The sequence below is a fragment of the Flammeovirga sp. SubArs3 genome, from assembly GCF_947387565.1.
Taxonomy (GTDB): domain Bacteria; phylum Bacteroidota; class Bacteroidia; order Cytophagales; family Flammeovirgaceae; genus Flammeovirga; species Flammeovirga agarivorans.
Map to the genome: position 1 here is coordinate 57,753 of NZ_CANDOA010000016.1, position 15,372 is coordinate 73,124.

Sequence of the window (15,372 nt, forward strand, 5' to 3'; positions counted from 1 at the left end):
ATAAAAAGTTTTGTATTTGAAATTCAACTTTGAACATTATCAATCACAAATAAAGTTATTACCCTTGTTTGGTTCCAGATTTAATCAACTTCACTCGAACAAGATTTTCAAATAATAGAGTTTACAAAAAGATGTCTAAGGGAGAGAAAAACGATTTTCTAATTTAAGGAGATAAGAATACCCTCTTATAGATATCTAATGTATAAGAGGGTACTATATATATTATCTATCATAAAAAAAGAGCAATCTTCATAATATGAGTTCACTTTATGCAAATGGTAAAGAAGGCATGAACAAATATCGTTTTTATTGAAGATTACTCTAATCGCTGATAGTCACCAGTTACATTATTAAATCCAGTATTAAATAATACTATTATAAATTTCTCTTTATAAAAATGGGAATTAATTGAAATAGAAGACATCTACTTCAAAAGAGTATATAGATAGCAATATTTTCAGGTTATCGAGATATTTGTCACATATAAAAAACGTTACAAATATTTCAATAGTCACATTCTTTTATTTAATAATTCTCATTTATTCTGATGTAATTTTAAACATTTGATAAAGATTGAACAAACGAAAAGCCGTTTATTTTATAACATCTCACCCAAAGCATTAGAAATCAGTAATTTAATTTTTTAAAATATTTTTAAGTACACTGATTACCAACAAAATAAAACATTGTACACTAAGTTATGAGTAGTGATAAATAACTCTAAAAATTAGGATTATTTAGTTCAATTTATTGATTTAATTTACAACAATCTTTTCTGTATGGGTATTAATACCATTAGAAACTCTTAGAAGATAAACCCCACTTGTTGAAACCTCAGGAACTTTATATACTCCAATATTATTAAGTTCAGTATTCTCTATAATTATTTCATGAGAAATCACTCTCCCTTGTTGATCATAAAAAACACCAACAACAGGATATTCTGTATTTGCCTCTTGAATTACTACTTTTAATTCATCTCCATTAGTTGATACTGTAGGATAAACATGACATGAGAAACCAAACTGATCGGCTACAAAAGAAACTATACCAAAATATTCTACTTTATCATCAAAATCATATTGAGCTAGTCTATAATAAGTACCAGATTTTCCTTCATCCAAGAATTCGTATTTCAACTGAGTATTGCTATTGCCGGCTGCTTCCACTCTACCTATCTTTTGCCAATCTCTTCTATTGTTTGAAGCTTCTACATCAAAATGAGATGCATTTAATTCAGAAGCTGTAGACCATAATAACAAATGCCCTGTGTCTGTATTTTGGCCTTTAAAGTAAATTAATTCAACAGGTAAATCTGGAACACCATCGTCTACACCATTACAAACATCACTTGGGGTGTTTGTTGTACAACCACAATCTCCCATTACACCTATATAGCCACAGTTATAGATATTATCATCATAATGACAATCAAAATTTAAATCGCCCTCTACTAAAATTTTTCCTCCATCAAGATTATTATGGTCAAAATCCGGATCAGAAACATGATCTACATATTTACAATTAACATCAGAACCACACATATCAATTTCAATTGCAGGTCCTAAGTTCAAGTCACCTTTAATATAAAGAACTCCACAGATTACTAACTTAATACTCCATGAATTATCTGCTGAAAATAATTCCCCTACATCTAGGCGACCATTGTCTCCAACTTTTATAATAGCAGTTGATGTACCGGTAATTTGTACCTTCTTCCCAAGGTTCATATATCCTTGTATGTCAATTACGTCTCCGTTACTAAAACCTTTTACTGTTGTATAATTACCTTTTAGATCAATAGAACTGCCTTCATAACTTCTAATGGTACAAGCTTGAGTCGTAGTAATATTCCCTTCAAAGTAAGCTTCGGCATTTGCATTCACATCATTTTCTTCACCTACCTTTATTTCCATATTGTTATTTACCGTAATATCATTACCAATAAAAATATATGAACTTCCTTTTAATTCAATTAAATCACCACCTGAATAACCTGTAGATGAGTAGGTTCCAGTAATAGTTAATTCTGATAAACCAGATTGCTTAATTGTTGATGCCGAATTTCTATTATCTAAATTACCTAACACTTCTAACTTACTATTATCTTCCATAGTGATATTTAAACCACTAGTGCTTATCAAATCTCCATTTATTTCAAAAACACCATTATCTTTTTGGTAAATTGTCACAAATTGATTTGATGAATAGACTTGACCTGTTGAATAGATTTGCCCATCACCCTCTACAGTAAATGTAAGATCTTGATTCGTCACACCGTCAAAAATGGTTACATCACCTTTAACTTTTACTTCTATTTGATTGTAAGAATCTGTCCTGAAACCGATTGATCCTTTACCATCTTCTAAAAAGTTAATACTTGCAGTTTTAGAATTAAGCTTTGATCCATAAAATAAAAAATTACCTTTTTGTGAAAGGTCAAAATCGATACTTAACTCAGCTCCTTTATCAAGGAAAAATATATCTCCTGATTGTGGTATATTACCATTATTAGTCCAATAAACATCCCAGTCATTTGAGCTGTTAAATTGCAAATCACTATCAATCACAAATGTATCTTGTGCATTAATGGTAATTGATATAAATAGGAATAGAAGTATAAAATGAAGTTTTGATTGATAACCGTTTAGCATAATCTCTAGATATTAATAGTGTTGTAACATAGTTACATCTTATTTCATCCTGATGCTTAATTAGCAGTGTTAATGTGAGTGAAGGTCAATTCACTTTAACATTGTTTATCAAACTCTTCTAACTACAATAGAAAAAGGTCAGATTCAATAAAAAACCTGACCTTACCTAACTTGTTCTAAATAATTTAGTTTAAAACATCTATTGAAATATCTTATCAATTTTTGGAGTAGCTCCTTTTTGGGTACACACATAAGCTGATAGTTCCACTGCTTTTTGATGTGTCTCTATGATCGGTTCATTATTTAATATCCCTATTACTAATCGAGCAGTAAAAGAATCTCCTGCCCCGACTGTATCCACAACGTTTACCTTTGGTGTACTTAAATAGGATGTCTCATTTTTTGTTACCAAATAACTTCCTTCTTCGCCTTTTGTTAAAGCCACCATGTCAATAGAAAATCTTTCGATTAGGTGATGACAAAATTGCTCTTCATCCAAAAGGTTAACATCTAGGAGTTCAGCAACTACCAACACCTCTTCTTCATTGATTTTAAGAACATTGCATTGGTTTAAAGAGGACTCGATGCAATCCTTATTATAATAATGTTGTCTTAAGTTTATATCAAAAACCTTTATACATTCTTTCGGAACTGTATTTAATACTTGTTCAATAGCTTTTCTAGAAACATCATTCCGCTGGGCAAGTGTTCCAAAGCACAAAGCGTCAGCATTTACTAATGCTTCCTCAGTTTCTTTATTTATTTTTATTTCATCCCAAGCTACAGGTTCACATATCTCATAAGAAGGTACACCTTTATCATCTACGGTAACCGCTACAGTTCCTGTTGGAAATTCTGAATATGAAATAAAATTTCGGATACCCAGATTATTAATTTCATTTACTAAGTCTTTTCCTATCTGATCATCTCCTATTGATGTAATAATTTGCCCGTTAGCCTCAAGCTGTTTTGCATGGTAAGCAAAATTGATGGGAGCACCACCTAATTGTTTCCCTTCTGGAAAGATATCATATAATGCCTCTCCTATTCCAAAGATGTTTAGTCCTTTTTTCATAGAGTTAAGATAGTTATCTATTTTACTTCAATCTAATCTTTAATAAAATAAAGTTTTATAGAAAAGATAAAAACATCCTTAACGGGTAAAAAACAAACACATAAACACCTGTATAAGTATCACTTACAACGTTCCTTTACATGAATCGGTACGCCCCAAAAAGTCATTTGTACCAAGTTTTATAATATGGTACGATTTACACTTATTCATTTCATAACATTGTAAAACTAACTCAGATGGATCAACCAGCGACATATCATCTGACATACTTAATTATTACAATACTTATTTTTTGAAATGAAAATGAAGACAACTCTACTAATGAGATCCTCTGTTATTTTTTGGATCATTTGTCTAATGAACTATCATACAGCGAGTGCTCAACAAGGAGGCCGTAGTGATGTTCTATTGCAAGGATTCCACTGGGAAGCTGCTGACCCAGCCAAAAAGGATTGGTGGCAAAATCTAGATAGTAAGGTGGGTGAAATATCAAACGCAGGGTTTGATGCCATTTGGTTACCACCTCCATCAGATGCAGCTGATAGAGCAGGATACTTACCAAGAAAATGGTATGACCTGAATTCGAACTATGGTACTGAAGCGGAACTAAGAAGCTTAGTCCAAAATTTAGGTAACAACAATGTACAAGCCATCGCTGATATTGTTATTAACCACCGTGTTGGATCTACTGGATGGGCTGATTTTACAGAACCATCATTAGGTGGATGTTCTTCTATCTGTGCCGATGACGAAGTCAACTGGAGCGAATATTCTACTGAGCAAGGTGCCGCTTGTGGTGATAATGACTCAGGTACACAATATGAGGCTGCAAGAGATTTAAATCATAACTCATTCACTGTTAGGGATGAGATTAAAAAATGGATGAACTGGCTAAAAAATGATGTCGGTTTTGATGGATGGCGTTATGACTTTGTACATGGTTTTAATGCATACTATTTTGCTGAATACAATAATGCAACGAGTCCATATATTTCAATTGGTGAACAATGGAAACCTTACAATGAAATTACTGCATGGTTGGATGGTGCTCAAAATACATCTTCAGCTTTTGACTTTCCATTAAAGTATACTTTACATGATGCTGTTAGAGGTAATTATAATTACCTAAACGGATTACCAAGTTTATTAGGAACTAGAGGATCACAAGCAGTAACATTCTTGGAAAATCATGATACTGAACCTGTAAGATCAGAATACGGTGATAACTCTTTTCCAAACAATCCTTCAGATAACTCAACCTTACTTCAAGGTTATGCTTATATCCTAACTCACCCAGGTATCCCAGTAGTTTTCTACTCACACTTCTTTGACTATGGTATTAAAGATGCTTTAACTGAAATGATTCAGATCAGAAAAGATAATGGAATTACAAACACAAGTTATGTTCAAGTTGAAGGAGGAAATGACAATTCATATTACGCAGCTATTATTGATAATAAAGTAGCCATGAAAATTGGTGGTGGAAATTGGTCACCAGGAAATGGTTGGAACTTAAAAACATCAGGTCCAGGATATGCCATTTGGGACAAAGGGCCTGTTGTTACTCTACCAACATTAACATTAAATTCTCCTAGCGGGAATCATTCAGATGGGTGTGCGACAGTTTCTCTAACAGCTTCAGAAGGTACTATCTACTACACAACAGATGGTAGTACTCCAAATAGTAATAGTTTAGTGTATACTAGTGCTATAGAAGTATGTGGTCAAGTTGGAGAAACAAAAACTGTGAAAGCTATTGCAATCAATGAAAATGGGTCATCAGATTTAGTAGAAGGTGTGTATACTTTTAATGAAGCTGCTAGTATGACAGTTTATTTTAAGCCCAACTGTTCCAACCCTAGTATTTATTTCTGGGGAGTTGTAGATGGTGATCAAACTACAACATGGCCTGGGGAAAATATGCAACCTTCAGCTAAATACGATGGATTTTATGAGTTTACTATTGAAGGTTCTTGTAGTAACCTAATACTACTTTGTGGAAGTACTAAAATCACAGGCGATGAAATGAATGTGTGTGGGGATGTATGGTATGACAACGGTTGGGTAGCTGAACCTGTACCTGATACACCAGATACAAGCGCTCCATCTATCACAATTTCTCCAAATGGAGGAACACATAATGGCGAAGTTTCTATTACTTTAACAGCTACAGATGACCGAGATAATTCTCCTTCGATATTTTACTCTACAGATGGTTCTACTCCGTCAATACAAGCAACTTCATCTGTAACATTTACATTAACAGAAAGTGCTACGGTAAATTATTATGCTATTGATGCTACAGGGAACCAAACATCTACTGAAAGCTCGAACTTTGTAGTGAACCCATTACCAGAACCTAATGGTGGTTTTAAAGTTCATGTTCAAGGTTACAATTTGATTCACCATTGGGGAGCTTCTCCTACAGGTAGCGTTAGTAATACAGTGTGGCCTGGAGCTACAATGAATCTTGAAAATGGTTGGTATGTCTATGAATTCCCATCCAATGTAACCTCTTCTAATTTATTGTTCCATGATGGCAATGGAAACCAAACTGATGATTTCACTAGATCTTCTGATGGATGGTACAAAGATGGACAATGGTATGATAGTGAACCTATAACTCCAGAACCAGCCGATGGTTTAACAGTACATTTCAAATCGAGTTGGGGAAATAGTACCAAAATTCATTATTGGGCGGCTTCCAATGGAGCAAGCAGTAATTGGCCAGGTGAATCAATGATCTCTGAAGGTAATGGTTGGTATCGTTATACTATTGAAGGGGCCACTTCTTCAAATCTATTATTCCATAACGGAAGTGGTGCTCAAACATCAGACTTAAACAGAACTGGCGAAGGATGGTATAAAGATGGGCAATGGTATAGTTCAAATCCTGAGTCATCAAGTAGCAGGACTGTTAGTCAATCCCTAGACTTAGAAAAAGAGTTGCAACTGTACCCTACTGAAGTCACAAACGGATTTACTATTGATATTCAACTTAGAGAAAATGCTGTTCTACATCTTCAAACATTTGATTTGAATGGTCAAGAAGTTCTTTCTCCAATACATAAAGCATTAACATTAGGCTCACATCAACTTAAAGTGAATACCCTTGATTTATCCCAAGGCTTATACATTGTGAAAGTACAAGCTGGGGATCAAATATATATTAGAAAAATCATTGTACGATAATGATCTATACGGAAGAAAAAGAGGAGCTTATGGTTCCTCTTTTTTTATTTTTTATCGAAAAGTAAAAACCTTAATGTCAAGCAAATGTTTTATATTATAGTTATCACCGTAAATAAAACTTTTTTACTATGGCAAAACCCAATAGATACCTTATTACAAAACTAAGAGAGGCTGCTTCTAACATAGAAGCTAGCGCCGACTATAGTTGGGGACATGTTGGCCGTTGTAATTGTGGCCACTTAGTACAAGCAATCACCCCAATGAACTCTAAAGATATTTATGAGTCAGCACAGAGACATAAATTGGATGAATGGTCAGAATTCGCAAATGATTACTGTCCAGCAAGCGGTGTTCCTGTCGACAACATTATTGATACCCTTATGGAACATGGGTTTGAACTTGAAGATATCAATCACTTAGAATATCTTTCTAATAAAAATATTCTAAAGGCACTTCCGGGTGGATTTAGATATTTAGAAAAAGGTAATAAAGAGCATGCAGCTGTCTACATGAAGACATGGGCCAATGAACTCGAAAAAGAGTTAGTCTAAATTGAGGAGTTTCTACTCCTCTTTTTTATTGCTATAAAATTTGTCTTCTCTGCAGTACTTCACTAATTTATAACATTTCAAGTACTGTCTATATGTTAAAACAACTCATATTCATACGTTTCAAACAAACTCAAAGAGAAATTCAATCTTTAGGTTGGTGGAGGTCTCTCCTCTTTCTATCTATTAGTGTAGGAAGCTATTATGTTCTCTTTTTAAAAACAGAAAGTTCTGATTTTAGTCTCATTTCCTCTCTTGTATCTAGTTCGCTATTAATATTTCTACATTTTGTTAGGAATGACAAGGAATTTCTAAATACTTATTCCTCATCAACATTTATATTATTTCTGTTAGAGTATCTGATATTAAGTATTCCTTTAATTGTACTACTAATTGTTCACTTTCATTGGGAGTCCTTATCCATAATTTTGCTTGCTATACTCCTTGTGCCTTTGATCAAATGGAAAAGATCATCAAAAGCGATTAATAACAAGATCATTCAGCTCATCCCTTATGATTTTTATGAATGGAAGAGTGGTGTCCGGAAATACTTCTATCCTTTCTTATTATTATGGTTGGGAATATTATTTGGTAGCTTTCAATTTGCTGTAGTTCCAATTGGCCTTGTTATTTTATGGTTAGTTATTTTCAGTTTTTTTGAGATCAATGAACCTGCCTCATTTCTTATTGCATTAGAACTACCTCCAAAAGAATTTTTATTCTTAAAAGTAAAAAGGCAGGTAATGATGTACAATCAATTAGCGCTTCCTTTAATCTTTGTCTATTATATATTTCATTATAATGAATGGTTCCTCCCTATAGTCGAACTATCTATTCTAATGGTTTTGAATATCTATATCGTTATCTTAAAATATGCATTTTATCAACCCAATGAAAAGTCAGCAGCATCACAAACCTTATCATCTTTAGGGGTATTAAGTATATTTATACCTTTCTTAATTCCTGCTTTATTTATTCTCATTATCCGATTTTATTTTAAAGCTATTGACAACCTAAACTTCTACTTAAATGATTTCGATACAACAACTTAGTGTTTCCTACTCTGAAGATAAAAAGATATTAGATGATTTATCTATAGATTTACCTCTTAAAAAAATTCATGGATTAGTGGGGTTAAATGGTTCTGGGAAAACCACTTTCATTAAAACACTTTTTGGGTTGCATAAAGCTGATCAAGGTGTGCTTTGTTATAATGAAAAAAAACTCACAAAAAAAGACATCGCATATTTACCTACTGAAAATTATTTCTACAATAACATAACAGGTAATGAATACCTAGGTTTATTTCAAGAAGATATAAAGGAAATCAACTTATGGAATGAACTATTTCAACTTCCGCTGAATGAATTAATTGATGGTTATTCAACAGGAATGAAGAAGAAGTTAGCGATATCAGGAATTCTCCATCAGGATAAACCAATAATTATTCTTGATGAACCTTTTAATGGACTTGATTTAGAGTCTTCCAGAATTATTAGGATGATCCTATTGAAATTAAAAGAGCAAGGTAAAACCATTATTATCACTTCACATATCCTAGAATCTTTAACCAGCTTATGTGATTATATTCATCAATTAGATAATAAAAAGATTCTTGTCAGTAAATCAAAAGATGAATTTGAGGGATTCCAAAAGGCAATTCATCAGAGAATTGAAAAAGAGAATAGTCAAATTATTAATAAGCTCTTTTGATAATATACATCATTATTCTTCATTAAAATTAGTTGTTTTTGGTGACCTTTGTCAATTAAATCTTCCATTTAGAAAAAGAGTTTCATTAAAATGTTAATGAAAAAAAATATGCTCAACGTAGACTGATTAATCGCGTTAAAAAAACCATAAAAGATAAATTAGTCTTTTAAAAAATTACATCAAATATCAGAGTTATCATGAAAGATTTATTAGACATCGTAAAAAGTGGAATTGTTGTATTAGGAACATTAGGAGTTATCCTAGCTGGAGTACATTTCGGTGTAGGACCGTCTCATAACATCCTTCAAGACGTACCACAAACACATGTCTATAATGGTAACTAAATCAGAATTTGTCCTTAAATAAATAGATTAGGCTAAATAATTTTTATTTAGCCTTTTTTTATGCTCAAACTCTGTTATTTTTGTTTGTCTGTTCTCTTATTTCAATAGGATCATTTTTTAATTTAATCGATGGATCCTATGACTTCTATCTTCATAATAATACTTAATCATTCAAAATGGGAGAGCTAAAAATATCTATTTTCGCAACAACGTTACTTTTGAATGATATGAAACAAATACTGTCTATCTTAACGTTGATTGGATCGGCCAACGGGCTGTTTCTTTCTACTTACTTAAGATTTCATAGAAAATTATCTCTTCAAGGTAAACTCCTTGTTTATTCCACTATGATATGGTCATATGTGGCGTTAATGTATTCTTTAATGCAGATCAATCCTTTTGCGAATTATATGATTCTAAGATCTATAGGTTCGTCTGCAACAACATTGTTATACCCTTTACTCTATTTATATTTAAAATATGCTTACACCGGAAAAGATACCTTTGACAAGGTAGATAGAATCCATTTTGTGATACCTTTCTCTTTTTTAATATTATCAGTCCCTATTGTTTATTGGGATGCATACTATAGAGTTACCTCAATATTTATTGAAAATGAAATGTATGCGGATTTTATTAACAGAGCACAAGATATATCTAATATTGTGATGGGATATATGTATTTAGGTGCATTTCTCTATCAGTATAAAAATGCTCATTCTAGGAATATGCTTTCTGATGATGACGACAAAAGTACTAAAGGTCTCTTCTTTATTTTAGCATATTTATATTTAGGTGTACATACTTTTGGTGTATATGGTGTCATATCAAATGTTTATGGTTTACCATTATCTGATATGGCCTTTCCTATTTACTACATTACTTTCGTTATCTTTTTATATGTTATTTTTCATTGGGTAATTTCACAAAAAGTATACGTTCTTTTACCTACTACAAAGAAAGATGCTGTTGAAAAGAAAAGAGAAGTTGAGCTCCAGCTAAATAATGATTTAGAAATCATCATTGATTATATCGAAGATGAAAAAGCGTATCTAAAAAATGATTTTAGTCTAATTACACTTGCGAAAGAAGTAAAAATGCATCGTTCAAGAGTATCTTTTGTGATCAATGAAGGGTTGAATATGAATTTTAATGAGTTTATCTCTCATTACAGAATTAAGGAGGCAAAAAAGCTTTTACGTTCTGATGAAGGGACTAATCTTAAACTTGAATTTTTAGCAAAAGAATCTGGATTTAATTCCAAATCTACTTTCAATAGAGCGTTTAAAGAAAAAACTGGGTTAACCCCTAGTCAATATCGAGAGAGTAATAAAAAGGCATTATAATAGTAAAAGGCTAGTTCAAACGGTATATGAACTAGCCTTTTTTGATTATCTATTCTTGTAGGATAACATCATTTCCTCTGGAGATTGATGAGGTCTACCTGCCGCCTTTTCATAGTGAGATTCTACTTCATTTGCTCCATTTCTAATACCTTCATAAATGCCTCCAATAACAGTTCCTAAGAACTCCCCTAATATCTTTATCCTTTCATTTTTATAATCTTCAACAGATACCGAATTAAATACTAAACTTGTACCAAAAACAGAATTAATATAATTAGTTAATTCCTGTTGTGAGATCAAGTTCCCTATTAAATTATAAGTTGCTCCATTGTGTTTGTCTTCTATGAGCATCTTTGCATATGCAAAACCTAGCTCAGGTCTACTGGTATACCCCACTTTACCTTCACCCCCACAATTTCTAATTTCACCTTCACTAACATAAGTATCAATATATTCTAAATCAGGCTCTATATAAATCCCATTTCTTCCAATAACATAATCTAATCCCGAATGACGAATATCTTCTTCTGTTTGGCGATTGCTCTTCACAACTGGGTTAAACCCTGTACCATTCTCATCTCCAACAATACTTGTATAGACCAACTTCTCAACACCATTCTGCTTGGCTGCTTCTATTACATTTCTATGCTGTTGTATACGTTTGCTAGGTTCATCCATACCTGAGACTAACAATACTTTATCTACACCTTTTAAGGCCATCGTTAATTCATCAGTATTATTATAATCTCCTTTTCTTACCTCAACACCCAGGTGTTCTGCTTTATGTGGAGTTCGGGCGATGGCAATTACATTTTCTTTTCCAATTTCATTTATGAGGGCTTTTGTAATAGCAGCACCTAATTGACCACTTGCAGAAGTTACAGCAATTTTCATAGATATGATTATTAAAATTAGTATTCTATTTGATTGACAGAAAGTCTCTTATAATTTATAAATGAAATTAGAAAATATCTAATGATAAATAAAAAAGCTACTTATCTAAGTAGCTTTTATAATTATGATGCTTTCCGTTTAAATACTTTATAGAGTGCAGGTGAAACTCCTTTAATATCTTGCATTTTTTTATCGAACTGCTTTTCAAGTTCTTTTTTCTTCTGTTCTGCTTTCTCTTTACCTATTTCCCCATTTTTTACAGCTTCATCAATTTTTTCAATTTCATTCAGAAATGTGAGATGTTCACTCAAAATTTGTTCCTTGACATTATCTTTTAGGTTAAATTCTTTTTGAGCGATTTCGGCAAATTTATTGGCTTTTTCTAATTTCTTATCACTAGCTATTGTACTAGATAGAAAACCAAAAACTGTTAAGAATAATAGTATATACTTCATCAAACATAAATATTTAGTTCAATGTGATATACGTGAAACACTTGTTTAAGTTGCAACATTTATGGGTAACAAAAAAATACCGCTAGATTTTCTAACGGTACATAAATGTTTCTAATATCGGATCAAATTATTTTTATCTGCAATATTTCGTAAACGTTTAAACATTGCTAATTCTCTTTTGTGAATTTCTCCGTCTGATTCAATGGTATCTTGGAAAATTTTAAACGCTTGAGTTTTTTTCTCGATATTCATGAGTTTGACAACCATTGCGGCTTCATCAAAAGTGATATTATTTGCGTCAATGGGTGCAGAAATGGGCATATGTAAATCTTCGATAAGTTGTACCATAAATGTGATTTCACCTTTATCAGCTTTTCCATCTGAGGCTGCAATCATATTTACAATTCTAAGAATACTTAATTTTTCATCTTCAGTATATCCGATCTTATCAAGAAGATTTTTCTTTTTCGTTAGTAAATACATTCGATTGATTATATGTGTTTTAGTAAAATTAGGGTGTAAAAATCCATTAACGAAATCTTTCTAAAAATCTCGCTGAATTTAAAAACATAAACTTTAAATAATCCTATTTATATTGCTTAAGTAAGTTGAAAGCTTTCTAAAATTCGTCCAATTGTCTCCCCAACATTTTGATCTTCAGTTGGTTCTCCAATAGCAAGAAATTTCCAATCATTGGACTGCTTAAACAATTTCCCCATGATTAATGCATTGAAGGATGCATATTTTTTTTCAGTAGCAACATCATAAGATGCATAAGTAGTTTTTATTGTGTAGGGTGTACCATCATACATTCTAATTTTTGCAAATGGTATCTTAGAAAAGTCTTCTTCACCGACAATATTCAAGAAGAAATAAATCTGAGTAACTTCTGGTTGAACTCTAGCTAAATCGATAATGATTACTTCATTATCTAAGCCATCATCCCCGTATTGATCACCTATTGTGTCGTCCCCACTATGACGTAATGCTCCGTCTTCTGACATTAGCTTACCTTTTGGAAATTCCTTTCCATTAACTACAAGATCATCATACTTAGGTGAATAGATATAATCAATAAGTTCGCCCGGTTTGTTCAACATTAAGACACTTAAGTCTAAGTCAACGTTAAGTTTGTTAGTGTAAAGACCAAAAAGCTTTTTTTCAACAATAGCTCCCCAATTCACACCTACGCAAAAATTGAGAAGTGAACCACCCGACTTATTTTCTAGGTTGATACGTTGTCCTTTTGAAAGCTCTATAGACATTTTGTTTAATTTAAAATTGGTATTGGCTTTAAGTGGCTGATACAGAATAAAACTATAATTGATTGGTTATATAATTGAAGTGATTAACTTAAAAGTTCTACCTGATCAACATATTAAATTAAACCAAAAAAATTATGAAGAATAAATACACAAGAGTTCATCTTATATTATTATACAAATTATACAAAAAAGTGTTAATAATCAAATACAGGTTCATAGATTTTGTCATATAAGTAGAAAATTAAACTATTTTTTAATTTCTTTTTGAGAGAATTTTTCTATCATAAAATTTAAGAGGATACAGTAAAATATATCATTTTGGTATCAAAAATGCAGTTTTTTACGAAATAGGGAAATTTTCCAAAATCGTTTTAGGTACGAATTATAAAATGATAAAACTCTTCAAAACCAAATTTGAAAATTCAACTTTACTTTAATTTTGAAAGGATTTTTCTAGCTCTAGCCTTTCCTGCAGCTGAATAAAATGGCAATTTATCTTCTAATATTACAATCAATTCGTTAGCAAGCTCTGGGTAGACAGCACAGTATTTATATAAAATTGTCATTGCATGGACTTCTACAGCCACATCCGTTTTGTTATTTTCTAGTAATGAAAAACAAAAATCTACCCATTCCCCATCTTTTTTCTTAGAGAGCGGTAGCTCTGCAACTGTCCTTAGTAAGGATCGATGAATACCTTGTGTTTTGATCGCTGGAATCCAAGTAATCATGTCATCTATTAAGGGAATAATCCATTGATTATCAATTTCAGACAATACTGTCAATGACCAAGCTAATCGATTACCTTGAGGAGAATCGTGTTTTTTAATTTCATGGTATAACTCTTCTTGTAAATTATTTTTCAATATTAATTGAATAAATTCATCTCGTTTTGCCTTAGAAGATAAATCAGCTTTTGCAATTTCTATATTAGTTGACATCATTTGGTTACTCATTAATTGAAAAGTTTTTATGTGATCTATTCGATTTTTTCACTACAGATAACACTATGTACAAATTTTAATATTTATTTAACATTTGTCATATCCAATAAATAATATATTTGTATCTGAAAGATAATGTATCATGAATTTATTTTAAGGTTTACGTTCAACAAATTATTATTACTCGATTTATAGAGCCATTATTAGAATTATCCCAACTATTAATATCAGTTTTATAAATTAAATTATCGATTGATTTTTACTAGAGTTTATAACATAAATCTTTATTTAAGCATTCTATATATTATTAACGATTACTTATAAAAGACTAGCAACATGATTAGACGATTTGAGACGATTCCATTTTTCGAAAACTATGTAATAAATATGGATGGCCTAATATTGCAAAAAAAGGATTATGAGGAAGGAAACCTAAACTTTTTAAAATCCTATAAGTGTAATGTTACAGGCAAACTAAAAGTTACATTAAAGAAAATGAAGGATGGAGAATTGAAGAAAAGTACTGCATATGTTCACACACTTGTCGGAAAAACATTCTTACCTCACATGCAAATGAGGAGCCATAAAGTATGGCACATTAACAGGGACATTTATGATAATAGAGTTGAAAATTTAAAGTGGGTACCTTTAAAGGGAAAACAAGAATATTATTATGCACCCAAGAAGTTTGTATTAAACAACAGACTGTATTTACCTATTGAGCGATTACCATTTTTAGCGATCAATTCTAAAGGTGATGTTTTATCATTTAAGAGCGGGAAGGCAAAACGTATCAAACAACGTTTGAATGGAAAAATCTATTTCTTTGATACGGAAGACTATGAAGGTAAAAGACACACCGTTTATCCTCATGTAGAGGTTCAGAAACTTTTCCCGAAAAAAGATAAAGAATCAATAGTTTAAAAAAATAAAAAGGCAACA

At 31.7% G+C, this 15,372-nt stretch carries 14 protein-coding genes; 7 read left to right on the top strand and 7 right to left on the bottom strand.

The window, feature by feature from the left end:
• Positions 1 to 755 precede the first annotated feature (755 nt).
• Together QL232_RS26125 and QL232_RS26130 are read right to left on the bottom strand one after the other, a co-directional pair.
• Positions 756 to 2,654, bottom strand: a complete 1,899-nt coding sequence (locus QL232_RS26125; RefSeq protein WP_281616370.1) for a T9SS type A sorting domain-containing protein — start codon at positions 2,652 to 2,654, stop codon at positions 756 to 758.
• Between the two features lie 199 nt (positions 2,655 to 2,853).
• Positions 2,854 to 3,729, bottom strand: a complete 876-nt coding sequence (locus QL232_RS26130; RefSeq protein WP_281616371.1) for a carbohydrate kinase — start codon at positions 3,727 to 3,729, stop codon at positions 2,854 to 2,856.
• Positions 3,730 to 4,086: 357 nt separating this feature from the next.
• On the opposite strand from QL232_RS26130, the gene QL232_RS26135 reads away from it, so the two are divergent.
• From QL232_RS26135 to QL232_RS26160, 6 genes are all read left to right on the top strand, one after another.
• Positions 4,087 to 6,921 carry a starch-binding protein gene (locus QL232_RS26135; protein WP_281616372.1) on the top strand — a complete coding sequence of 945 codons (2,835 nt, stop codon included), beginning with the start codon at positions 4,087 to 4,089 and terminating at the stop codon, positions 6,919 to 6,921.
• Between the two features lie 128 nt (positions 6,922 to 7,049).
• Complete coding sequence (locus tag QL232_RS26140) at positions 7,050 to 7,472, top strand: hypothetical protein (RefSeq protein WP_281616373.1); 423 nt, start codon at positions 7,050 to 7,052, stop codon at positions 7,470 to 7,472.
• Positions 7,473 to 7,897: 425 nt separating this feature from the next.
• Positions 7,898 to 8,521: a hypothetical protein gene (locus QL232_RS26145; protein WP_281616374.1), complete on the top strand. Its 624-nt coding sequence runs from the start codon at positions 7,898 to 7,900 to the stop codon at positions 8,519 to 8,521.
• Positions 8,499 to 9,182: an ATP-binding cassette domain-containing protein gene (locus tag QL232_RS26150; protein WP_281616375.1), complete on the top strand. Its 684-nt coding sequence runs from the start codon at positions 8,499 to 8,501 to the stop codon at positions 9,180 to 9,182. The genes QL232_RS26145 and QL232_RS26150 overlap by 23 nt, the downstream gene beginning before the upstream one ends.
• Before the next feature lie 197 nt (positions 9,183 to 9,379).
• Entirely contained in the window at positions 9,380 to 9,526 is a 147-nt protein-coding gene (locus QL232_RS26155) for a hypothetical protein (RefSeq protein WP_168882818.1), read from the top strand.
• A 227-nt stretch (positions 9,527 to 9,753) separates the two neighbouring features.
• Positions 9,754 to 10,872, top strand: a complete 1,119-nt coding sequence (locus QL232_RS26160) for an AraC family transcriptional regulator (RefSeq protein WP_281616376.1) — start codon at positions 9,754 to 9,756, stop codon at positions 10,870 to 10,872.
• Positions 10,873 to 10,917: 45 nt separating this feature from the next.
• On the opposite strand, the gene QL232_RS26165 is transcribed toward QL232_RS26160, so the two are convergent.
• From QL232_RS26165 to QL232_RS26185, 5 genes are all read right to left on the bottom strand, one after another.
• On the bottom strand, positions 10,918 to 11,766 hold the full coding sequence (locus QL232_RS26165; RefSeq protein ID WP_281616377.1) for an SDR family oxidoreductase: 849 nt from the start codon (positions 11,764 to 11,766) through the stop codon (positions 10,918 to 10,920).
• Positions 11,767 to 11,888: 122 nt separating this feature from the next.
• Complete coding sequence (locus QL232_RS26170) at positions 11,889 to 12,221, bottom strand: hypothetical protein (protein WP_281616378.1); 333 nt, start codon at positions 12,219 to 12,221, stop codon at positions 11,889 to 11,891.
• 111 nt (positions 12,222 to 12,332) lie between these two features.
• Positions 12,333 to 12,704: a TerB family tellurite resistance protein gene (locus QL232_RS26175; RefSeq protein WP_168882822.1), complete on the bottom strand. Its 372-nt coding sequence runs from the start codon at positions 12,702 to 12,704 to the stop codon at positions 12,333 to 12,335.
• Positions 12,705 to 12,820: 116 nt separating this feature from the next.
• Positions 12,821 to 13,486, bottom strand: coding sequence for a TerD family protein (locus QL232_RS26180; protein ID WP_281616379.1), 666 nt, complete (start codon positions 13,484 to 13,486; stop codon positions 12,821 to 12,823).
• Between the two features lie 428 nt (positions 13,487 to 13,914).
• Positions 13,915 to 14,442, bottom strand: a complete 528-nt coding sequence (locus QL232_RS26185) for a hypothetical protein (RefSeq protein ID WP_281616380.1) — start codon at positions 14,440 to 14,442, stop codon at positions 13,915 to 13,917.
• A 324-nt stretch (positions 14,443 to 14,766) separates the two neighbouring features.
• On the opposite strand from QL232_RS26185, the gene QL232_RS26190 reads away from it, so the two are divergent.
• The gene (locus tag QL232_RS26190; RefSeq protein ID WP_168882825.1) at positions 14,767 to 15,354 is read left to right on the top strand and encodes a hypothetical protein; all 588 of its coding nucleotides are present in this window, start codon (positions 14,767 to 14,769) and stop codon (positions 15,352 to 15,354) included.
• Positions 15,355 to 15,372: the final 18 nt, after the last annotated feature.

Coding starts and splice junctions, on each gene's coding strand:
- QL232_RS26125 (WP_281616370.1), bottom strand. CDS start 2,654: ATGCTAAACGGTTATCAATCAAAACTTCATTTTATACTTCTATTCCTA.
- QL232_RS26130 (WP_281616371.1), bottom strand. CDS start 3,729: ATGAAAAAAGGACTAAACATCTTTGGAATAGGAGAGGCATTATATGAT.
- QL232_RS26135 (WP_281616372.1), top strand. CDS start 4,087: ATGAACTATCATACAGCGAGTGCTCAACAAGGAGGCCGTAGTGATGTT.
- QL232_RS26140 (WP_281616373.1), top strand. CDS start 7,050: ATGGCAAAACCCAATAGATACCTTATTACAAAACTAAGAGAGGCTGCT.
- QL232_RS26150 (WP_281616375.1), top strand. CDS start 8,499: ATGATTTCGATACAACAACTTAGTGTTTCCTACTCTGAAGATAAAAAG.
- QL232_RS26155 (WP_168882818.1), top strand. CDS start 9,380: ATGAAAGATTTATTAGACATCGTAAAAAGTGGAATTGTTGTATTAGGA.
- QL232_RS26160 (WP_281616376.1), top strand. CDS start 9,754: ATGAAACAAATACTGTCTATCTTAACGTTGATTGGATCGGCCAACGGG.
- QL232_RS26165 (WP_281616377.1), bottom strand. CDS start 11,766: ATGAAAATTGCTGTAACTTCTGCAAGTGGTCAATTAGGTGCTGCTATT.
- QL232_RS26170 (WP_281616378.1), bottom strand. CDS start 12,221: ATGAAGTATATACTATTATTCTTAACAGTTTTTGGTTTTCTATCTAGT.
- QL232_RS26175 (WP_168882822.1), bottom strand. CDS start 12,704: ATGTATTTACTAACGAAAAAGAAAAATCTTCTTGATAAGATCGGATAT.
- QL232_RS26180 (WP_281616379.1), bottom strand. CDS start 13,486: ATGTCTATAGAGCTTTCAAAAGGACAACGTATCAACCTAGAAAATAAG.
- QL232_RS26185 (WP_281616380.1), bottom strand. CDS start 14,442: ATGAGTAACCAAATGATGTCAACTAATATAGAAATTGCAAAAGCTGAT.
- QL232_RS26190 (WP_168882825.1), top strand. CDS start 14,767: ATGATTAGACGATTTGAGACGATTCCATTTTTCGAAAACTATGTAATA.